Origin of the sequence: Pararhizobium sp. LjRoot255, from assembly GCF_964252905.1 — a bacterium.
Lineage (GTDB): Bacteria > Pseudomonadota > Alphaproteobacteria > Rhizobiales > Rhizobiaceae > Pararhizobium.
The window spans coordinates 2,016,617-2,037,102 of sequence record NZ_CAXUPQ020000001.1 but is presented as its reverse complement, the minus strand read 5'-3'; the positions used below and the strand labels follow the sequence as shown (position 1 = coordinate 2,037,102).

Sequence of the window (20,486 nt, the reverse complement as noted above, 5' to 3'; positions counted from 1 at the left end):
CCTGCACGATCAACCTCCGAAATTGCCGATGAACTGGCGAAAGCTGGGGGAACCGCCGGAGCCGAACAATTCCTCCGGCGCACCATCACTGTCAATCTCGCCGGACTTCATGAAGATCACCCGATTGGAGACGTTGCGGGCGAAGCTCATTTCATGGGTGACGACCAGCATGGTCATGCCCTCTTCGGCAAGCGAGCGCATGACGCGGAGCACCTCGCCGACCAGCTCCGGATCGAGCGCCGAGGTCGGCTCGTCGAACAGCATCACCTTCGGCTTCATCGCCAGCGAACGGGCGATCGCCGCGCGCTGCTGCTGGCCGCCCGACAGGTGCGCGGGATAGGCATTGCGCTTCTCGGCGATGCCGACCTTTTCCAGGAGGACTTCCGCCTCGGCGATGCATTTGGCGCGTGGCCGTTTCAACACATGAACCGGCCCCTCGATGACGTTTTCAAGAATGGTCATATGCGACCAGAGATTGAACGACTGGAAGACCATGCCGAGTTCCGAGCGGATGCGGTCCACCTGGCGGCGGTCGGCCGGGACGTTCTTGCCGCCGCGTTGCTCCATCTGGATCAGTTCGCCATCGACGGAAATCTCGCCGTGGTCAGCGATTTCCAGAAGGTTGATGCAACGCAGGAACGTCGACTTGCCCGAGCCGCTGGCGCCGAGAAGCGAAATAACGTCGCCATCACGGGCATCGAGCGAGATGCCGCGCAGCACTTCATGCGTGCCGAAGCTCTTGCGGATGTTGCGGACGGAAAGCCGGGTCGTGCCTGCCATGGTCGTTCCAGTCTGGTTGAGGGTCGTCGGGGTCATCGCTGCGGCACCGGAAACAGGGGAGCCGCGCGGCGGTGTGGGGTCAGCTTGTATTCGAGCAGCGCCATGGCCTGCAGGATAAGGAAGTTCAGGATGAGATAGATGGCGGCGGCGCAGAGGAACACTTCCATCGTGCGGTAGGTCTGCGAGATCAGCCGCTGGGCAACGCCGGTTACTTCCCAGACCGTGACGAGGCTGGCGAGCGCCGTCGACTTCACCATCATCACCACTTCCGTCGAATAGGCAGGCAGCGCATGCCGGAAGGCGACGGGGGCAAGGATACGGCGCGTCAGCAGGAAGCCGGACATGCCGACCGACCGGGCCGCCTCGATCTCCTTCGCCGGAATGGCGCGCAGGCCGAAGCGGAAGATTTCGGCCGTATACCCTGCCGTGCAGAGCGCCAGGGACAGCACCGCGCAGACGAAGGGTTCGCGCAGTGCCGGCCAGAGGAAGCTGTAGCGGATGAAGCCGAACTGCCCGAGGCCGTAGAAGATCAGGAACATCTGGATCAACAGCGGTGAACCGCGGAAGATAAAGATATAGCTCTTGGCAAACTTGCGGGCGATCGCATTGCCGCTGACCCGCATCCAGACGATGACGAGGGCCAGCAGACCGCCGAAAAAGACAGAGAGAACAAACAACGCCAGCGTCACCGGCAGCGCGGCCAGCAGCGTTTGCATGGTCTCGAACATGAAGGCGATATCCATCGCGCGGCTCCTTGATCAGGCCTGGCCGAGACTGGTCGGCATGCTGCGATTGGCGCGCTTTTCGGCGCTGGTGAAAAAGCGGTCCGAGAAGCTGGTGAGGATCAGATAAAGGCAGCCGCCGACGATGAAAAACAGGAAGTGCTGCCGCGTCGAACCGGCGGCGACCTGGCTGGTCCGCATCAAATCGGCAAGACCGGTCACGGACACGAGCGCCGAGTCCTTGAGGCTGAGCTGCCAGACGTTGCCGATGCCGGGAATGGCAAAACGGAAGACCTGCGGACCGATGATGCGGCGGAAGCGCAAACTCCGGTTCATGCCAATGGCTTGCGCCGCCTCGAGCTCGCCCTTTGGGATGGCGAGAAAAGCACCGCGGAAAACCTCGGCCTGATAGGCGCCGGAGATGATGCCGACGGCAAGCGCGCCGGCCGCAAAGGACGGAAGCCCGAGAAAGCCCTCAAAGCCCATGGCTGTGCCGATAGCGGTGACTGCACTCGATCCGCCGAAATAGACGAGATAGATGATCAGCAGCTCGGGAACGCCGCGAAAGACGGTGGTATAGGTGCCGCCAAGCGTGCGCGATATCTTGCTGCCCGACAGCTTGGCCCAGGCGACCAGCGCGCCGAGGATGGCGCCGATCAGCAGCGCAACGGCGGTGACGCAAAGCGTCATCAACGCTGCTACCAGAAGCAGCCCGCCCCAGCCGGTGGGGCCAAATCCAATCATTTGAAATAGTGCCATGCCGCAGGCGTCCCGTCGTTTCCGGCAAAGCCGGCTTCCCGATCGTCAGGTGGATTCGGAAGGCCGCACGAATGAAAGGGCGGCCTGCCGCAGCAAAGTGTGCCCGCCGCCGGCGAATAGCAAGCAAGCGGGCAAACTTGGGATCAGGGGGTCACGTCGGTCTTGAACCACTTCATCGACAAGGTCTTCACCGTGCCGTCGGCAAGTGCTGCCTCGATGGCCTTGTTGAACATGTCGCGCAGGTCGGCATCAGCCTGGCGGATGCCGAGGCCCTCGCCGCTGCCGAAGATCGTGCCGCCGATTTCAGGACCGGTGAAGGCGAGCGTGCCGTTGGCCTTCTCGAAGGCGGAGATCAGATAGACGGCGTCGTCGAAGACGAGATCGATACGGCCGGTTTCGAGATCGAGGTCGCGCTCGGCGCCGGTCTTGTACTCGCGCACGGTGGCAACATCGCCGAAATTGTCATAGATGAACTTGGAATAGACGGTCGCGGCCTGGATGCCGATCGTCTTGCCGGCAAAGACTTCCTTCATCGCAGCGACTTCCTTGACGCCGGTCGCGCCCGGATCGAGCTTGACGACGGTGCCGGTGCCGGCAGCGTTTGCCAGCGGGCTATCCTTCAGCGTCGCGAAGGCGGCGTGGGTATGGGCGTAGGGGATGGTGAAGTCGATGATCTTCTTGCGCTCTTCGGTGATCGACAGCGCATCCATGATCACGTCGAACTTGCCGGCGTTGAGCGCCGGGATCATGCCGTCCCAGTCGGAAGCGACGAGATTGCACTCGACCTTCATGTGATCGCAGAGATATTTGGCAAGCTCCGGCTCGAAGCCGCCGAGCGTTCCGTCGGGATTGGTCAGGTTCCAAGGTGCATAGGCGCCTTCGAGCGTAATAGTGACGGTCTTCCAGTCCTTGGCCTGAGCCATCGGAGCGGCAAGGGCTGCGAATGCGACGGCGCCAGCCATCAGAAATTTGGATAGGTTCATGTTCAGGTTCCTCTGAGGTTTGTCTTCAAACAACATCCGCCGATCTTGCGCCGGCTTTACAAATGCAGTGTTGGATGGTGAGCCTTGGAAAATGACCCTGAACATCCATGTTGTATATGGTACCATATGCAAATTTTTATGGTATGCAAGAGGGCGCCGCATTTGGATGCAAATTTAGTTTCGCCCAAGGAATGAGCATATGAAACGCAGCAACGAGCAGACCGCTCAACTGAAGTGGGACAGCGGCGACAATGACGGCGCACCGCTTTATGCCGGCGTCAAGCAAATGATCCTCGACCGGATCCAGAGTGGCGAATGGCCGCCCAAACACCGCGTCCCCTCGGAGAACGAGCTGGTCGCCGAACTGGGCGTCAGCAAGATGACCGCCAACCGGGCGCTGCGCGAACTGGCAAGCGAGGGCGAACTGGTGCGCATCCAGGGCGTCGGCTCCTTTGTTGCCGAGCGCAAGGGCTATTCAGAACTATTCGAGGTGCGCAACATTGCCGACGAGATCAACGAGCGAGGCCATGCGCATCAGGCTTCCGTGATCGTTCTTGCGCAGGAAACGGCTGCGCCCGACGTTGCCGACGCGTTTGGCCTGCCGATCGGCGCACCGGTGTTTCATTCGCTGATCGTGCACAGCGAAAACGGCGTCCCGGTCCAGATTGAGGACCGTTTCGTCAATCCCGAAGCCGCACCCGGCTACCTCGACCAGGATTTCGCCAAACAGACGCCGAACGCCTACCTGACTGCCGAGGCACCCTTGAGCGGCTCGGAGCACATCGTTGAGGCAGCCATGCCGCAACCTTGGGAATGCAAGCTTCTGGTGATCCTGCGCACCGAGCCCTGCCTGCTCATCCGCCGGCGCACCTGGTCGTCCAAGCGCGTCGTCTCCTTTGCCCGGCTCGTCTATCCCGGCAATCGGTATCGGCTGGAATCGCGCAGCGGAAAAATGGCCGACGACTGACTAATCGCCAAAACATTGATGATGTTGTATATGGAACTCGATTGACCGGATGTGATCAACGGTCTTGAGCGACCGGTTCGGGCCAGAATTCCAGCGCCATGTCGATGACCCGATAAAGCGCCGACCGATCCGCACCCGACGCCGCCTGAATGGCCGTCCCCTGCGAGATCGTCATGATATAGCGGGCAAGATCATGGGGCTCGTGGCCGGGCGGCAGATCACCTTCCGCTGCGGCGCGCTCGAACCGCTTGGCCAATTCCCGCTCGCCGCGATGACGGTTCTCGATCAGGCACTTCTGGATTTCGGCTGCAGCCTCGCTGCAGGCGAGCGCACCATTGATGCCCATGCATCCGCTCGGGTCCTTTTCCGCCGTCTGCGCATCGGCAAAGCCATGCAAGATCTTTTCCGCGACAACGCGAGCCCGGGGGTCCTCGAGCGCCTTGTGAAAAAAGGCCATTTTTGTGCGCTCGTAGCGCTCAAGCGCCTTCAGGAAGAGCCCTTCCTTGTTGCCGAAGACGCCGTAGAGGCTCGGCTTGGTGATGCCCATTCCCTCGGTTAAATCGGCCAGAGACGTACCTTCGTAGCCCTTTCGCCAAAACAGCTCCATCGCCGTTTCAAGGGCTTCATCGACGTCGAACTCTCTTGGCCGTCCCACGGGGCGGGCCCTCCCGATTTTTTTATACCGATCGGTATGCTATTCCATTGACAGTGACCGGTTCTGAAACCTATTTTTATACCGACCGGTATTGAACGTCAATGCAACCTCACCCAAATCCCTCGCTTTCCACGAAGGATGACGGCCAGCCCCCTTCTAGGGCCAGACATTCAGGATAGCGCCATGTCTTTTGGAACTTTTAGAAACAGACTTTTCATCACGGGCCTCGTCCTTGCGGCAACAACCATTGCACCGACGATCGTCTTCGAACTGCAGGGCAGCCCGTCCGGCACCGGCAATGCGGCCGACGCAACGGCCTCCGCGCCCGTCGCCGTTCCTGTCTCTGTCGCCATCGTTGAGGCGAAGTCGGTGACCCAGTGGAGCGAATTCTCCGGCCGGCTGGAGGCGATCGATCACGTCGAGCTGCGCTCCCGCGTGGCCGGAGCGATCCAGTCCGTCCACTTCCAGGAAGGCGCGATCGTCGCGAAGGGCGACCTACTCGTCACCATCGACCCGGCCCCCTATCAAGCAGAAGTCGCCCGCGCCAAGGCGAGCGTAACTGCAGCCGAGGCCCGTGCTTCCCTGGCGCGCACCGAACTGAAGCGCGGCAAGCAACTGCTTGCCTCCAACGCGGTATCGCAAAGCGACTACGATCAGCGCCTGAATGGCGAGGCAAGTGCCGAGGCTGATCTGGAAGCGGCCCGCGCCGTGCTGCAATCGGCAGAGCTCAATCTGAGCTATACGGAAATCCGCGCCCCGATCACCGGTCGCGTCGGCAAGATCGAGATCACAGCCGGCAACCTCATCGCCGCCGGCCCGTCCTCGCCGATCCTTACGCGGCTGGTGTCGCTGAGCCCGATTTATGCGAGCTTCGAGGCGGATGAACAGATCGTGTCCGGCATCCTTGCCGAACTGCCGGAGGGCGTGAATGCACGTAACTTCCTCGATCGCGTACCTGTGCGCATGGACGTCGCCGGCCATGCGGATATCAAGGGCAAGCTCCAGCTTGTCGACAACAGCGTCGATCCGGCGAGCGGAACCATCCGGGTCCGCGCCGTCTTCGACAACGCCAACGGTGCGCTGATGCCGGGGCAATTCGCCCGGCTGAGCCTGGGCCAGGCGAAGACGGAAGACGCCGTACTCGTTCATGAACGGGCGATCGGCACCGACCAGAACAAGAAATACGTGATGGTCGTGAAGCCGGACAACATCACCGAATACCGCGAAATCACCGTCGGCATGAAATCCGGCGGCCTGCGGGTGGTGACGTCAGGGCTCAAGGCTAAGGAACGCATCGTCGTCAACGGCCTGCAGCGCATCCGTCCCGGCTCGCTCGTCGCACCCGAAATGGTGTCGATGAGTGCCGGCGCGAACACAGCGTTGCAGGCCTCCATCGCACAATAAGCCGTTATCGGCAGTTTAGAACAAGGGCGATCGCGCCATGAATATCTCCAGATTCTTCATCGATCGCCCGGTTTTCGCGGGCGTTCTGTCTTTCCTCATCTTCCTTGGCGGCCTGATCGCCATGACGATCCTGCCGATCTCGGAATATCCGGATGTCGTGCCGCCGTCCGTCGTCGTGCGCGCCAACTATCCGGGCGCCAACCCCAAGGTGATCGCCGAAACGGTCGCGACGCCGCTTGAGGAATCAATCAACGGCGTCCAGGACATGCTCTATATGAGCAGCCAGGCGACCACCGACGGTCTGATGACGCTGACCGTTACCTTCAAGCTCGGCACCGATCCGGACCAGGCACAGCAGCTCGTGCAGAACCGCGTCAGCCAGGCCGAGCCGCGCCTGCCGGAAGAGGTGCGCCGCCTTGGCGTCACCACCGTCAAGAGCTCGCCCGACCTGATGATGGTCGTGCACCTGACCTCCCCCGAAGGCCGCTACGACATGACCTATCTGCGCAACTACGCGCTGATCAACGTCAAGGACAGGCTCGCCCGCATCGACGGCGTCGGACAGGTGCAACTGTTCGGTTCCGGCGATTATTCGATGCGCATCTGGCTCGACCCGCAGAAGATGGCTGAGCTCGGCCTTTCAGCTTCCGACGTCGTCAACGAAATCCGCGCCCAGAACATCCAGGCTGCGGCCGGCGTCATCGGTTCCTCGCCCAATCTCGAGGGCGTCGACCTGCAATTGTCCGTGAACGCGCAGGGGCGGCTGCAAAGCGAGGAAGAGTTCGGCGAGATCATCATCAAGACGAGCCCGACGGGAGCGATCACGCGATTGCGCGATGTCGCCCGCATCGAGCTCGGTTCGGCCGAATATTCGCTGCGCTCGCTGCTCAACAACAAGCAGGCTGTCGCCGTACCCGTCTTCCAGGCCCCCGGCTCCAATGCGATCGAGATCGCCGATCAGGTCCGCACTGTGATGGAAGAAATCAAGGCGACGATGCCGCAGGACGTCGATTACGAGATCGTCTACGACACGACGCAATTCGTGCGCGCCTCGATCGAGGCGGTCATTCACACCCTGCTCGAAGCCATCGCCCTCGTCGTCATCGTCGTCATCATCTTCCTGCAGACATGGCGCGCCTCGATCATCCCGCTGATCGCCGTTCCCGTATCGATCGTCGGCACCTTCGCGATCATGCAGCTATTCGGATTTTCGATTAACGCTCTCAGCCTGTTCGGTCTGGTGCTTGCCATCGGCATCGTCGTCGACGACGCGATCGTCGTCGTCGAAAACGTCGAGCGAAACATCGAAAACGGCCTTGCCCCCCGCGAAGCGACCTACCGGGCGATGGCCGAAGTCTCCGGCCCGATCATCGCGATCGCGCTGGTGCTGGTTGCCGTCTTCGTGCCGCTTGCCTTCATCTCCGGCCTCACCGGCCAGTTCTACAAGCAGTTCGCCCTGACCATCGCCATTTCGACGGTTATCTCGGCCTTCAACTCGCTCACCCTGTCACCTGCCCTGGCAGCCCTGCTCCTGCGTGGACATGATGCGCCGAAAGACCGTCTGACCCGGATCATGGATTTCCTGTTCGGCTGGTTCTTCCGCGGTTTCAATGCCGTCTTTTCCCGCGGATCGAAAGCCTACAGTACCGGCGTCAAGGGTGTCATTTCGCGCAAGACGCTGATGATGGGCGTCTATCTGCTCCTCATCGGCGCGACCGTATTCTTCTTCAAGGCCGTGCCGGGTGGTTTCGTGCCGCCGCAGGACAAGCAGTATCTGGTCGGCTTCACCCAGCTTCCGGACGGCGCCTCGCTTGACCGGACGGAGGACGTGATCCGCCGCATCAGCGACATAGCGCTCAAGGTGCCGGGGGTTGAAGACGCCATCGCCTTCCCCGGTCTGTCGATCAACGGCTTCACCAACTCGTCCAACGCCGGCATCGTCTTCCTGTCCTTGAAGCCCTTCGAGGAGCGCACGACGCCGGATCTTTCGGCCGGCGCAATTGCCGGGCGGCTGAACCAGGAATTGAGCGTCATTCAGGACTCCTTCAGCGCGATCTTCCCGCCACCGCCCGTCCAGGGTCTCGGCGCGATCGGCGGCTTCAAGCTGCAGCTGGAGGACAAGGCGGGGCTCGGATACGAGGCTCTTGATGCGGCCGTAAAGGGTTTCATGGCCAAGGCCTATACCGCGCCCGAACTGGTTGGCATGTTCTCGAGCTACCAGGTCAACGTTCCACAACTCTATGCCGACGTCGACCGCGCCAAGGCCCGGCAGTTGAACGTTCCGCTGACGGAGATTTTCAATTCGCTGCAGATCTATCTCGGCTCGGTCTATGTCAACGACTTCAACAAGTTCGGCCGTACCTACTCCGTCCGCGTCCAGGCTGATGCGGCTTATCGCGCGCAGGCCGAGGACATCGGCAAGCTGCAGGTCCGCTCGAACTCCGGCGAGATGATCCCGCTCTCGGCAGTCCTGAATGTCAGTTCCACCGCCGGGCCGGAGCGGGCCATGCGTTACAACGGCTTTCTCTCGGCCGATGTCAACGGCAATACGGCGCCCGGCTATTCCTCCGGTCAGGCGCGCGCCGCCGTCGAACGGATCGCCGCTGAAACCCTGCCCGCAGGCGTCAGCTTCGAATGGACGGAACTGACCTATCAGGAGATCATTGCCGGCAATACCGGCGTGCTGATCTTCCCGCTGTCGATCCTGCTCGTTTTCCTGGTGCTGGCGGCGCAGTATGAAAGCCTCTCCCTGCCGCTGTCGATCATCATGATCATTCCGATGGCATTGCTGGCTGCCCTCGCCGGCGTCTGGCTGACGGCGGGCGACAACAACGTCTTCACCCAGATCGGCCTGATCGTGTTGGTCGGGCTGTCGGCGAAGAATGCCATCCTGATCGTCGAGTTCGCGCGTGAACTGGAGTTCGCGGGAGCCAAACCCTTCGATGCGGTGATCAAGGCCAGCCGTCTTCGCCTGCGCCCGATCCTGATGACCTCGATGGCATTCATCATGGGCGTAGTGCCGCTCGTCACCTCGACCGGTGCAGGCGCGGAAATGCGCCACGCCATGGGTGTCGCGGTGTTCTCCGGCATGATCGGCGTGACGCTGTTCGGCCTGTTCCTGACACCGGTGTTCTACGTCTTGGTCCGCGCACTTTCCGGCAACAGGCCATTGAAGATAACCGGGGCGCATGTGGCTCCCGCCGAGACGCCCGCCACCGTGACGCAGTTGCACGCCCAGCCGACGTTGCCGGGGCTGGAAGCGGCGGAATAAGCCGGGAGAAGAAACCTCGCCATCATGAAAAACGGCGCCGCCATCGTGCGGCGCCGCTTCTTTTTGTCGCCATGTAACCTCTAGCCTTCGACGTGCGTGCTATTGGCGTAAGAGCCGAACGATCGACCGGAAACAGGCATTCGGTCAGGGCTTTGAGCGCTCGCACAACCGCGGAAGGGCGCCGAAACTCACCAACTTCGCGGCTTCCGCCTTCCCGGTGCGATCAGATGATGGAATTGTCCACGATCACCAGCGGTTTTCCCTGGGAGCAGGCCTCGATACGCGCCTCGACCCGGTAGATGTCACGCAGCATGCCCTGTGTTATGACATCCGCCGTCGGACCGCTTGCGGCCATTTTGCCGCCGGCGATGACGATCGTGTTGTCGCAATAGCGAAGCGCATGGTTGAGATCGTGCAGCGCAATCAGCACCGCCATTCCCGATCGGGACGCCAGCGTCTTCATGAAACCCAGCACCTCGATCTGCCGGAAGAGGTCGAGAGCCGACGTCGGCTCGTCCATCAGAAGAACCTCGGGCTTGCGCACGAGCGCCTGGGCGATCGACACCAGTTGGCGCTGGCCGCCGGACAGTTCGCCGAGACCGCGAAAGGCGAGATCGTCGATCCGGAGTGCCCGCAGAACATGGTCGATGTCCGTCAGATCCCGGTCGTGAACCTTCCAGCCGGAACCCTGCTTGGCCGCCAGCAAAATCGATTCGTAGACCGTCAGGACCGCATTGGCACCGGTGTCCTGCGGCATGTAGCAGATCGTTTCCGGCCCCTTGTCGGTATCGCTGAGATACACAGTCCCCGGCCCGGAGGTGAGGCCCGCGATACGCTTGAAAAGCGTGGATTTGCCGGCCGCGTTGGGGCCGATGACGGCGGTGATGACGCCACCGGCGAGCACGCCGGTATCGACGCCGGACAGGACGACATCCTTGCCGTACTTGGCGCCAAGCCCCTTCAGTGCGAGACTTACCATGACCGCCTCCGGTTGCTGAAAATGAGCACGAAGAAGAAGGGAACCCCCACGAGTGCGGTGATGACGCCGATCGGCAGAATGGCGCCGGGAATGATCGTCTTCGACACGACCGAGGTCACAGACAACAGCAGCGCACCGCAGACAAGCGACGCCGGAAGGAAAAACCGCTGATCCTCGCCGACCAGCATGCGCGCAATATGCGGTCCGACCAGGCCAATGAATCCGATGGTACCGACGAAGGAAACCGGGATCGCCGCGAGAAGGCTGACCAGCATCATGGTTTCGAGGCGAAGCCCGCGCACGTTGATGCCGAAGCTCGCTGCCTTGTCGTCGCCGAGCCGCAGTGCCGTCAGCGCCCAGGCGCGGCGGGCAAACAGCGGAACGGCAAAGACGAGTATGGCAGCGGTCACCCAGACCTTGACCCAGGTCGCCTTGGTGAGACTGCCCATGGTCCAGAAGACGACGGCAGCCAGTGCCTGCTCCGAGGCGAGATATTCCAGCAGCGAGAGCAGGGCATTGAAGGTGAAGACAAGGGCGATACCGAGAAGAACGATGGTCTCGACAGTGACGCCGCGCATGGTTGAGGCGAAATGAATGAACAGCGCTGCGATCATAGCCATCAGGAAGGCGTTGATGGGCACCATGTAGTGGACGGCGATCGGGAAGATCGCCACTCCCCCGACAAGCCCCAACGCCGCGCCGAAACTTGCAGCCGCCGAGATGCCGAGCGTGAACGGGCTTGCCAAGGGGTTGGCGAGGATCGTCTGCATCTGCGCGCCCGCGACCGAAAGCGAAGCACCGACCGTGACCGCCATCAGCGCGATCGGCATACGGATATCCCAGATGACGACACGCAACTGGTCATCGACCGATGCCGGCTGAAACAATGCCTTCAGAACATCCGAAAGCGCGTAATTTGCCGGTCCCAGCGCCATATCCACCGCGACGCTGAGGAACAGCGTCGCAACAAGACACAGGATCAAGACCATGCGGCGAAAGGCAAGGGCGCGGTAACGCCCGCCGCCAGCTTCTTCAACGGACTGCGTTAGGACGAGCGTCATCACATGTCTCCCGCTTCAAGGGAAACGAAATAACCGGTGCGATAGGTGACCGGCAGAAACTTCTTATGGAAACTCCTGAAGGTTTCCTCCGCGTCGAGATCGGCGAAAAGCTGCGGATGGAACCATTTGGCGAATTGCTGGATTGCCACGAAGTCGTAAGGATTGCCGTAGAACTGGTGCCAGACGGCGTGGACCTGGCTCTGCTTCACTGCCTTCAGTCCTGGAAAAGCGGGTCGTTGCATGAGATCGGCAAGCCTCTGGCGCGCCGCCTCCGGATCGGCCCCCGGTCCGACATTGACGAACTGGTTGATGTCGGATTCCGCTGCCCAGTTGGCGCCGGTCACGATGACATGATCCGGGTTTGCCACGACGAGCTGTTCCGGATTGAGATCGCCGAATGTACCCGTGATCACGTCGGAACCGATATTATGCCCGCCGCCAAGCTCGACCATCCGGCCGAAATTGACCGGCCCGAACGTGCGGCAGCAGGCGACATCGCCGGAAATGCCCGGCGAGCGCTCGATGAAGACCTTCGGAAAGGCGGGCTTGGCCGCGGCAAGCCGGTCCGTCACCCGGGCAATCTGCGCCCGGCGATAGTCGGTCAGCGCCTTGGCTTTTTCCTCCGCACCAAAAATCTCGCCGAGCAGGGCAATGCTGTTTTCAGTGTTCTTCTCCGGATCGACGCGGAAATCGAGATAGACGACGGCGATGCCGGCGGCTGCAGCCTTCTCGACGAGAGAGGCCTCCTCGGCCGCCTTCACCGATTCCAGATTGAGCGTCAATACATCCAGCTTGAGTGCGATTGCGGCTTCCAGATCGAAGGTGCCGTTGCCAACATAACCGAAGCGCGGCAGTTTCTCGATGTCGGGGAAGCGGTCGCGATAGCTCACATAGGTGTCCGCGTCCTTCTTAACGAGATCGTCACGCCAGCCGACAATCGTTTCGAACGTTTTTTCGCCTTTCAGCGCCGCGATCACATGAACTTGCCGGGCTTCGCCCAGGAGGACACGTTTCGCCGGCAGGTCAAGCTCGACCTTGCGGCCGGTGACGTCGGTAATGACGGTCTTTTCGGCCACAGCCGGCCCGGCGACAAGAGCAAAAAGACCTGCGAGGGCAAGGATCGCGAATTTGAGCGTTTTCATTGTCGGGTCCTTCGAAAAGCAGTTTGGCCAAACGACACCGGGGCGGAAAGCCCGCCCCGTGCCGGTCTGTCCTTCCGATCAGCCTGCAACCGCGAGCGACGCGAAATACCCAGGCTTGTACGCGACGGGCAGGAAGCGCTCGTGCAGTTCCTTGAAGGTGGCCTCCGGATCAAGATCCTTGAACAGCTCCGGATGCAGCCACTTGGCAATCTGCTGCACCGCGACGAACTGATAGGGATTGTTGTAGAACTGGTGCCAGATGGCGTGGACATTGTTGTCCTTGACGGCCTTGACGCCGGTGAACGCAGGGCGCTGCATCAGGTTGGAAAGCTTGCGAACCGATTCCTTCGGATCCGCGCCCGGCCCGACGCCGACCCAGTTGCCGCCGGGCACATAGAGTTCCCAATTGGCGCCGGTGACGATGATCTGGTCCGGGTTGGACGCGATGATCTGCTCGGGATTGACCGTGCCGAACGTGCCGGGAATGATGTCCTTGGCCATGTTGACGCCGCCGGCAAGCTCGACCATCTTGCCGAAATTCTCACTGCCGAACGACATGCAGCAATCGTCGGAATAGCCGCCTGCGCGCTCCATGAAGACCAGCGGTTTCTTCGCATCGGCCTTGGCGAGCACGTCAGTGACGCGGGCAATCTGCTCGGCCCGGAACGTGATGAATTCCTCGGCCTTATCCTGCTTGCCGAACAGCGTGCCGATGACACGCATGCTGGCCTCGGTGTTTTCCATCGGCTTTTCGCGGAAATCGACATAGACGAGCGGAATACCGACCTTGCCGAGCTTTTCGATATAGCCGGCCTCTTCGGTCGCGGTCTTGGCATCGATGTTCATGATGATGACGTCGGGCTTCAGGGCGACGGCCTGCTCGATGTCGAATGTGCCGTCCTTCATGCCGCCAAAGGTCGGCAGCTTGTCCATTTCCGGAAACTTGGCGAGATATTCGTTGTAGCCGTCGAGATCGGCCTTCTTGAAATCGTCGCGCCAGCCAACAACGCGGCTGAACGGCGCGTCCGTATCGAGAGCGGCAACGAAATAGATCTGCCGGCCTTCGCCGAGAATGACGTGCTCGACCGGCACGCTGATTTCGACGTCGCGACCCGTGACATCCTTTATGGTGACTTTCTCACCAGCAAGAGACGAGCCGGAAAAAAGCGCGCAGAAACCCACAGCGGCCAAGGCCACCCTACCGAACACATTCATTGCCATCACTCCATCGGGGAAACTGCGGGGCTTTTAATATTTCATGATATTGACAGTCAAGTTTTATCTTTTAGAAAGATTCCAGGAAGTTACAAAACTGGCACGCAAGTCCGGGACATGAAGATGAGCAATATCGAAAGACTGACGAACTACGACCTGCGCGCCGAAATCAAGGCATACTGGTCGGAACGGGCCGCCACCTTCGACCAATCGCCCGGCCACGAGATCTTTTCGGAGGAAGAGCGCGCCGCCTGGCACCAATTGTTTCTGCGGCACATCGGCCCGGGCAATGGTCGCGCCGCGCTTGATCTTGCGAGCGGCACCGGTGTCGTTTCGCATCTGATGGATGATCTGGGCTTTCGGGTGACGGGCATCGACTGGGCGGAGCCGATGATGGAGCGCGCCCACGCCAAGGCAAAGACCCGCAAACGCAGAATCAACTTCCGCCTGGGAGACGCAGAGAACACGATGGAGCCGGACAACGCCTATGACGTGATTACCAACCGGCATCTGGTCTGGACGCTGATCGATCCCAAGGCGGCTTTCGCCGAATGGCTGCGTGTCCTGAAACCGGGTGGAACGTTGCTGATCGTCGACGGCGATTTCGTCAGTTCGACGCCGCTCGAGCGGCTGCTCTCCAAGCTCGCCGTTTTCGGCCAGCGGCTGCGCATCCTGAAGAGCGATGCGGTGCAGGCATCGGCGGCAATGATGGATACGCATCGCAGCATTCTTTCGCGCGTCTATTTCTCGCAAGGCGCGCGCGCGGAGGCGGTCGCCGATCTCCTTCGTCAGAGCGGCTTCGACACGGTGATCATCGACACCGATCTGGCGAGGATCCATCGCGCCCAGGCGAAACACTGGAATCTTTTTAAAGGCCTCGCCCGGGGCATTCAGCACCGCTACGCGATCAGGGCCACCAAGGCAGGCTGAACGACACGTTCCGGGCGCAATGAAAAGACTTCAGAATCCGCACGAAGGCGTCGGAGGTGTATGGCGCATCACGCCAAGTTCATTGAAACCCGCATTCGGCCCGGATTATGCGCAAATGCGCCGAATCATTGCGATGTGAGAACAAAGACAAGCAAGGAAAACGAGACCGAGCAGCGCCATTCCGAGCAGTGAATCCGTTATCTGGAGCATCGACCAATCACCGCGCAGCACCTGCGGCAGCGAAAAGCCGGAAAGCCCGGCCTGCGCGTTTGTCACCCGGATCATGGCAAGCGCAGTAACGATGAGCGCGACATGCGCGTGAATGAAACCCGTCTTCGGGTATCGCTCCGGCCGAATCGCAAGGTTGGTGCCCAGAAGCGCCGCAAGCGTTAATATCGTCAGGGCACCCCAGAACGTGACGCCGGGAGCAGCCAAGAGCAGAGAGATGGGTTCCCGCATCACCGGGAGTATCGTCATGTGGAGCCACCATGCCCATGCACTCGACGGGTAATTCGTGAGCAGAATCATACTGATGAGAAACATCGCCGCCAACGCATAGACGGCTGATGGACCCAGCCGGACGAGTGCAAGAACCGGGTTTCGCATCTACTTCGCTTCCTCTCGCCCCAAGCCGCAGCTGTACCGATCGAATCAATATATAAGATGAGGCTTGACGGTGGATTGCCAGACCGGCCCCACTTGGGGCAGGACTAGGTATCGCACAAGCCTGCTACGTTCTCGCAAAAAATCACGTTTCACCTTCGAGAGATCGCCGTGTCATCGAGCTATGTTGCAAGAGTGACACTATACAAGTGCGTCATGTGTCTCTTTAATGCGACTCACTCGGTCAATTCTTTCTTTGTTAGCATTTTTTCATCAGAATTTTCCGTGAGCCCATGCTTGTGCACCGCTAAGATATCTGAAAGTCGGGGGAATGAATGGTAGCGTTTCAGATCAGATCAAGGGTCAGATGCCTTACGCTGTTGCTTGCCGGTTTCGCAACATTGGCCGGATGCCAGTCTTCAAGTCTCGAAGACATGTCCGCTTTTGGCGACAGCGCGAAGACTGTCGAAGATGACTCGGCTGTGGCCTTCTACAAGAACGACGAGTTGATCACCACGGGGAAGCTTCAGTTCCAGGAAAAGAACTACGGAAAGTCATACGCAATTTACAAGCGTGCCGTTACAGTCTTTCCCCAAGATCCGGCGGCATGGCTAGGCTTTGCGGCATCGTCTGATATGATCGGCCGGTTTGACACCTCCGACCGCGCTTATCTGCAGCTCTCGCGCATGATCGGCAACACGCCCGTCTATTACAACAATATCGGATACTCCCACCTCTTGCGCGGTGAGTTGCCCAAGGCCCGGCGTTATTTCCTCAAAGCCTACGAACTCGATCCCACCAACGAGACGACTGCCCGAAACCTTGAACTGATGAAGAACAGCGTGAACGTCGCGCAGCGATAGCAACGCTTGACGCTCGGCGATGTATTAAGACACGGGTCAGCGCGTCGAAAGCGAGTTCGCGCTGCGGCTTTGTCGTAGCCTCAATAAAATGCCGTGACCTCGAAAATGCGCCCCGTAGGAGGCGCATTGCGAACCCTCACATCATGCGGGGATAAAAATCGGGCACCAAAGGCGCTGCAATCGCTTCTTGCATCCGAAAAGACGCGCAGCGCCGTGCCGCAAATCCGGCGATTATTGCACTTTCCGAAGAATCAGTTTGCCTTCCGGCGAGACCGATCGTTCATAACGCGGCAGGTCAGAAGCGGAAACGCCCTGGGCGTCGATCGAGGCCAGGCTGTCATTCGGAATCCCGCGAGGAACCGATACCGCGCCAAAGGAGGGTTCGATATGCTGCATCGCCTCCTTGCCGGGTGCGCTCAAAATCTGCGCACCGCCGGAAGCAAACAGGCCAGTACGCATTCGGCCGTCCAGATCCGCCACTTCTTTCAGCAGGCTGTCCACACGCTGCCGAATGATCGCCACGTCGTCGGCCTTTGCACCCTTGGTGATATTATGCGCTTGCTTGTCGATCTGCACCTTCAGGCCATCGATCGACAGCTTGAGTGCGGCAAGCGTCTCGCCGCTCTCTCGCACGTCGGCGGCATTCTTCGCGGTGTAGAGCAGAATACCCGCATTCAACGGCAGAAGCATCAGCGCGATTGCGATGAACGGCGCGCCTTTCGAGCGAGGCGGCTCCTTAGCCGTTTGCTCGCGTGGCCTTGGGCCATCTGATTCGACATCGACATTTGCAATGCTGGTCATCGACGTTACTCCCCGCGAATCGGACCTTGGCGCTCCGCGTATGCTACACCAGTTTCTCAGGAATTCCTTAATATCCGCCTATGCCGTTGCGATGATCATGTCCCATCGGCACCTCCCTAGTCTAACGTGAACACCCCATCCCATGCCCGTTCCAGCATCTCCAGCGATGCAACCTTGGGCATTGCGTTGAATTCGCAATAGGACCTGATGAAATCTAGCAGGTACTTGGGATGATAGCAGGACGCCGGAAAGTTGCAATTGTACTTGCTATCATGAAACAATTCTAAATCACGATGAACTATTTCGACCGAAGCGGTGCCCGCATATGCCTGGAAGATCTGGATATAGTCGTCCCGCGAAGGGTTTTTCACATATATTTTGTACTTGAGACGCCGCAGACCTGCCTCATCGGAGAGATCCTTTGGGGCGATATTGGTCGAGAAGACGACAAGTTCGTCGAACGGGACCTTGAACTTCCTGCCCGTATGCAGCGTGAGGAAGTCATATCCACGTTCGAGCGGCACGATCCAGCGGTTGATGAGCGCCTGGGGCGCGACTTGCTGCCGGCCAAAGTCGTCGATGATGAAAACGCCGCCTGACGCCTTGAGATGCATTGGTGCTTCATAGACCGTCGAGCCCTCGCTGAAGGTCAAGTCGAGCAGATCGAGAGTGAGTTCCCCACCGGTCTTGATGACCGGACGGCGGCATTCAATCCATCGCTGATCCGCCTTCGGATAGGGCCTTTCCGTCGCCCCGACGGCGGGTTGATGCACAGCCTCGTCATAGAAGCTGATTACCTGGCCGCCAACTTCGATGGCATATGGCACCCAGATCGTCTGCAGAAACAGGCGCGACGTTCGTTCGGCAATGCTTGTCTTGCCGTTGCCGGGCGGGCCGTAGAGCAGAATAGAGAGCCCCGAATTCATTGCCGGGCCAAGTTTCTCGATCAAGGATTGCGACAACACCAGCCCTTCGAGGCTCTCGATCAACCGCGCATACGTTACGCGCTCATCATGGATGGACTGCAATCGGATCTGTCGGCAGAAGGCCCCCAGCGACACCGGGGCCGGCCCAACATATTGCGACTGCCGTGACGCCTCATGCGCGTATGCCAGACCGTTCGTCGAAAGCGCGTAGCGAATGTCGGACCTGACGTCCTCACCCGCCAACCCGCGCGCCTCGAGGAAGGCAAGCTTCACCAGTTCCTTGATCAGAATATTGATCAGCACTTTCGGCAATTTCATCCGGCCCGCCAGATGCGATGGCGTGACGGTATCCTGCTCGGCTGCGCATTTTGCCGCCAGTCTCAGCATGAACGACAATTCAAGCCCGGTCTCCTCGAGGCTTGTCGGCGCCAGCGGCATGCGCCGATCGAGCGCCAGGGCGACGTCTTCACGATCTTGATCCAGGGAATACTGCATGTTGACCTCGCTGTTTTTATCCACCGGGCGTCAAGCCGATGAGAAGACTGACGACACGGGCGACAACGGGCACGAGCACGATGATGAGGCTGACAGGAAACAGGAAGGCCCCAAGCGGCAGCAACATCTTGATCGGTAGCGCGTTGGCCTTTTCTTCGGCCCGCACGATGCGAAGATCGCGCATTTCCTTGCTGTAGACCCGCAAGGTCTGGGTAACGCTCGTTCCGAGTTCCTCCGATTGGCGGAACAGCACGGAAAGTGCCCGGGCCTCGTCTATCCGCAATCGTGTCGCAAGATTGGCCAATGCCTCCCGCAGGCGGCGCCCGCCGCGGACTTCCAGCATCATGATGGAAAGATGAAGGCCGAAATCCTGCCGTTTGCTGACGAATTCCCGTGCGACGCGGTTTGCCGCCGCCTCGACGCTCATGCCGGCGTCCAGACAGACAATCAGCATATCCATGAAATCAGGAAACAGACGCCGGTACTCCCGCTCCTTGGCGGCGCCGCGCCGGTCGATATGGATATTGACCAAGATGAAGGTGATGCCTGCGGCAAACATCGCGACCAGCAGGGTCGACAGCCGCGACATCTCAGGAAAGAAATGGTCGACCGCCCAGACGGTTGCGACCAGCACCACGACGCAGGCGAGCGCGCGGATCATTTGAAACGTCGTGACTGCGCTGGCACTGAAATATCCGGCGCGAATCAGGCGGTTCTGAGTGGAATTGACATTCGTGTCGCGCCGGGTGATCTCGAAATAGCGGCGAATCAGACGATTTTCCGCCTCGCCAAGGTCGGCAATGGACGCATCGCTAAAATTGGATTCGTCGCCCGCCGCCTGCGCCGCCGTTTCCGATAGCCGGACACCGACCTCGCGCCGCCGGAAAACAAACTCCGAAGCGGCGGCGGAAAAGATCAGCACCGAAAAAAACACGACGAGGTATATTCCGTATTCGCCGAACATCGCAGCCTCAGTATTCGAAGTTAACCATCTTGTAGAGAATGATGTTTCCGACTGTCATAATGGCCAGCAACACGGCCACCACGGTCGGTCCGTAGCCGCTGTCCCAGACCGGGTCGAAGTAGGTCGGGGACAGCGCCTTGATCATTCCGTAAAGGAGGAAAGGATAGAGCGACATGAATATCGCCGTGATGCGCCCCTCCGAAGAGATCGCCTTGACCTTCGCCCTCAACATGAACCGGTCACGCAGCGTCTTCGAGAGATTCTGCAGGATTTCGACGAGATTGCCGCCGGTGCCGGCCTGCACGCTCAGCGATATCGCCAGCAGGTTCAGATCTTCCACACCGACGCGATCCGCAAGGTTGACGAGGGCATCCTCAAGCGCCACCCCATAGGTCAGTTCGTCCGATAGCAGACCGAATTCGGAGCCGACGGGATCGGGCATTTCGCGTGCCACAAGAGAAATCGCCGCAGGCAGCGGATGCCCGGCCGCGAGGCTGCGAACGGCAACGTCAAGCGCCTCGGGGAGTTTTTGGGTAAATTTGCGCATCCTGATCGCGCGAACCCGCCAGACGACGAGGACGGGGGTGAGAAAGCAGACCGCCACGAAGATCGGAATCCGGATCAGATTGCTCGGCACCAGAAACTGAACGACCAGCCAGACAGCCAATGCGCCGGCTATCGCATAGAGCACAAATCGACTCACATCGAACTTGATCCCCGACTGCGTATAGAACCGCTGGAGCCTCTGCATCAGCGGAAGCGATCGCCAGTCTTCGTCAGCACCGCGCTCCTTCAGCATGTCGCGGTAGGTCTTGCGATGATCGACGCTTTCACCAAGCAGGCTCAAGCGATGGTTTACCGCCCTGTGGCGTTCGGATTTCCTGAAGTAGCCGCGCAACAGCGCTTCGGCGGAAATCAGCGCGGCGATAAAGACAGTGCCATAGACGAGGAGCAGGGTCAGAGACA

General features: G+C 60.1%; 19 protein-coding genes. 5 read left to right on the top strand and 14 right to left on the bottom strand.

Going from position 1 to position 20,486, the window contains the following annotated elements; all coding sequences use genetic code 11:
• Positions 1-9: 9 nt before the first annotated feature.
• The 4 genes from ACSQ2W_RS09875 to ACSQ2W_RS09860 form a co-directional block, all read right to left on the bottom strand.
• Complete coding sequence (locus tag ACSQ2W_RS09875) at positions 10-780, bottom strand: ABC transporter ATP-binding protein (protein ID WP_436087735.1); 771 nt, start codon at positions 778-780, stop codon at positions 10-12.
• 32 nt (positions 781-812) lie between these two features.
• The gene (locus tag ACSQ2W_RS09870) at positions 813-1,523 is read right to left on the bottom strand and encodes an ABC transporter permease (protein ID WP_436086085.1); all 711 of its coding nucleotides are present in this window, start codon (positions 1,521-1,523) and stop codon (positions 813-815) included.
• A 15-nt stretch (positions 1,524-1,538) separates the two neighbouring features.
• Positions 1,539-2,261, bottom strand: coding sequence for an ABC transporter permease (locus ACSQ2W_RS09865; RefSeq protein WP_436086084.1), 723 nt, complete (start codon positions 2,259-2,261; stop codon positions 1,539-1,541).
• 143 nt (positions 2,262-2,404) lie between these two features.
• Complete coding sequence (locus tag ACSQ2W_RS09860) at positions 2,405-3,244, bottom strand: transporter substrate-binding domain-containing protein (protein WP_436086083.1); 840 nt, start codon at positions 3,242-3,244, stop codon at positions 2,405-2,407.
• Between the two features lie 199 nt (positions 3,245-3,443).
• Here ACSQ2W_RS09860 and hutC point away from each other — a divergent pair, with 199 nt between their 5' ends.
• Positions 3,444-4,211: a histidine utilization repressor gene (hutC, locus tag ACSQ2W_RS09855; protein ID WP_436086082.1), complete on the top strand. Its 768-nt coding sequence runs from the start codon at positions 3,444-3,446 to the stop codon at positions 4,209-4,211.
• Between the two features lie 55 nt (positions 4,212-4,266).
• Here hutC and ACSQ2W_RS09850 read toward each other — a convergent pair whose 3' ends face one another.
• Positions 4,267-4,866, bottom strand: a complete 600-nt coding sequence (locus tag ACSQ2W_RS09850; RefSeq protein ID WP_436086081.1) for a TetR/AcrR family transcriptional regulator — start codon at positions 4,864-4,866, stop codon at positions 4,267-4,269.
• Positions 4,867-5,049: 183 nt separating this feature from the next.
• Here ACSQ2W_RS09850 and ACSQ2W_RS09845 point away from each other — a divergent pair, with 183 nt between their 5' ends.
• Together ACSQ2W_RS09845 and ACSQ2W_RS09840 are read left to right on the top strand one after the other, a co-directional pair.
• Positions 5,050-6,270 (top strand): efflux RND transporter periplasmic adaptor subunit, encoded by a 1,221-nt coding sequence (locus ACSQ2W_RS09845; RefSeq protein ID WP_436086080.1) that lies wholly within the window; start codon positions 5,050-5,052, stop codon positions 6,268-6,270.
• Between the two features lie 37 nt (positions 6,271-6,307).
• The gene (locus ACSQ2W_RS09840; protein WP_436086079.1) at positions 6,308-9,541 is read left to right on the top strand and encodes an efflux RND transporter permease subunit; all 3,234 of its coding nucleotides are present in this window, start codon (positions 6,308-6,310) and stop codon (positions 9,539-9,541) included.
• Positions 9,542-9,764: 223 nt separating this feature from the next.
• Here ACSQ2W_RS09840 and ACSQ2W_RS09835 read toward each other — a convergent pair whose 3' ends face one another.
• The 4 genes from ACSQ2W_RS09835 to ACSQ2W_RS09820 all read right to left on the bottom strand — a co-directional run bounded on the left by ACSQ2W_RS09835 (position 9,765) and on the right by ACSQ2W_RS09820 (position 13,938).
• On the bottom strand, positions 9,765-10,520 hold the full coding sequence (locus ACSQ2W_RS09835) for an ABC transporter ATP-binding protein (protein ID WP_436086078.1): 756 nt from the start codon (positions 10,518-10,520) through the stop codon (positions 9,765-9,767).
• Positions 10,514-11,581 carry a FecCD family ABC transporter permease gene (locus ACSQ2W_RS09830; protein WP_436086077.1) on the bottom strand — a complete coding sequence of 356 codons (1,068 nt, stop codon included), beginning with the start codon at positions 11,579-11,581 and terminating at the stop codon, positions 10,514-10,516. Before ACSQ2W_RS09830 ends, ACSQ2W_RS09835 begins: the two co-directional genes overlap by 7 nt.
• Positions 11,581-12,723: an ABC transporter substrate-binding protein gene (locus tag ACSQ2W_RS09825; protein ID WP_436086076.1), complete on the bottom strand. Its 1,143-nt coding sequence runs from the start codon at positions 12,721-12,723 to the stop codon at positions 11,581-11,583. The genes ACSQ2W_RS09830 and ACSQ2W_RS09825 overlap by 1 nt, the downstream gene beginning before the upstream one ends.
• A gap of 78 nt (positions 12,724-12,801) precedes the next feature.
• Positions 12,802-13,938: an ABC transporter substrate-binding protein gene (locus ACSQ2W_RS09820; RefSeq protein WP_436086075.1), complete on the bottom strand. Its 1,137-nt coding sequence runs from the start codon at positions 13,936-13,938 to the stop codon at positions 12,802-12,804.
• A 123-nt stretch (positions 13,939-14,061) separates the two neighbouring features.
• Between ACSQ2W_RS09820 and ACSQ2W_RS09815 the strand changes: the two genes are divergently transcribed.
• Positions 14,062-14,868 (top strand): class I SAM-dependent methyltransferase, encoded by an 807-nt coding sequence (locus ACSQ2W_RS09815; protein ID WP_436086074.1) that lies wholly within the window; start codon positions 14,062-14,064, stop codon positions 14,866-14,868.
• A 105-nt stretch (positions 14,869-14,973) separates the two neighbouring features.
• Here ACSQ2W_RS09815 and ACSQ2W_RS09810 read toward each other — a convergent pair whose 3' ends face one another.
• On the bottom strand, positions 14,974-15,474 hold the full coding sequence (locus ACSQ2W_RS09810) for a hypothetical protein (RefSeq protein ID WP_436086073.1): 501 nt from the start codon (positions 15,472-15,474) through the stop codon (positions 14,974-14,976).
• A 332-nt stretch (positions 15,475-15,806) separates the two neighbouring features.
• Between ACSQ2W_RS09810 and ACSQ2W_RS09805 the strand changes: the two genes are divergently transcribed.
• Entirely contained in the window at positions 15,807-16,334 is a 528-nt protein-coding gene (locus tag ACSQ2W_RS09805; RefSeq protein WP_436086072.1) for a tetratricopeptide repeat protein, read from the top strand.
• A gap of 231 nt (positions 16,335-16,565) precedes the next feature.
• Here ACSQ2W_RS09805 and ACSQ2W_RS09800 read toward each other — a convergent pair whose 3' ends face one another.
• The 4 genes from ACSQ2W_RS09800 to ACSQ2W_RS09785 all read right to left on the bottom strand — a co-directional run bounded on the left by ACSQ2W_RS09800 (position 16,566) and on the right by ACSQ2W_RS09785 (position 20,481).
• Positions 16,566-17,135 (bottom strand): hypothetical protein, encoded by a 570-nt coding sequence (locus ACSQ2W_RS09800; protein ID WP_436086071.1) that lies wholly within the window; start codon positions 17,133-17,135, stop codon positions 16,566-16,568.
• 116 nt (positions 17,136-17,251) lie between these two features.
• Positions 17,252-18,556, bottom strand: a complete 1,305-nt coding sequence (locus tag ACSQ2W_RS09795; RefSeq protein ID WP_436086070.1) for an AAA family ATPase — start codon at positions 18,554-18,556, stop codon at positions 17,252-17,254.
• 16 nt (positions 18,557-18,572) lie between these two features.
• Positions 18,573-19,520 carry a type II secretion system F family protein gene (locus tag ACSQ2W_RS09790; protein WP_436079902.1) on the bottom strand — a complete coding sequence of 316 codons (948 nt, stop codon included), beginning with the start codon at positions 19,518-19,520 and terminating at the stop codon, positions 18,573-18,575.
• Positions 19,521-19,527: 7 nt separating this feature from the next.
• On the bottom strand, positions 19,528-20,481 hold the full coding sequence (locus tag ACSQ2W_RS09785) for a type II secretion system F family protein (RefSeq protein ID WP_436087734.1): 954 nt from the start codon (positions 20,479-20,481) through the stop codon (positions 19,528-19,530).
• Positions 20,482-20,486: the final 5 nt, after the last annotated feature.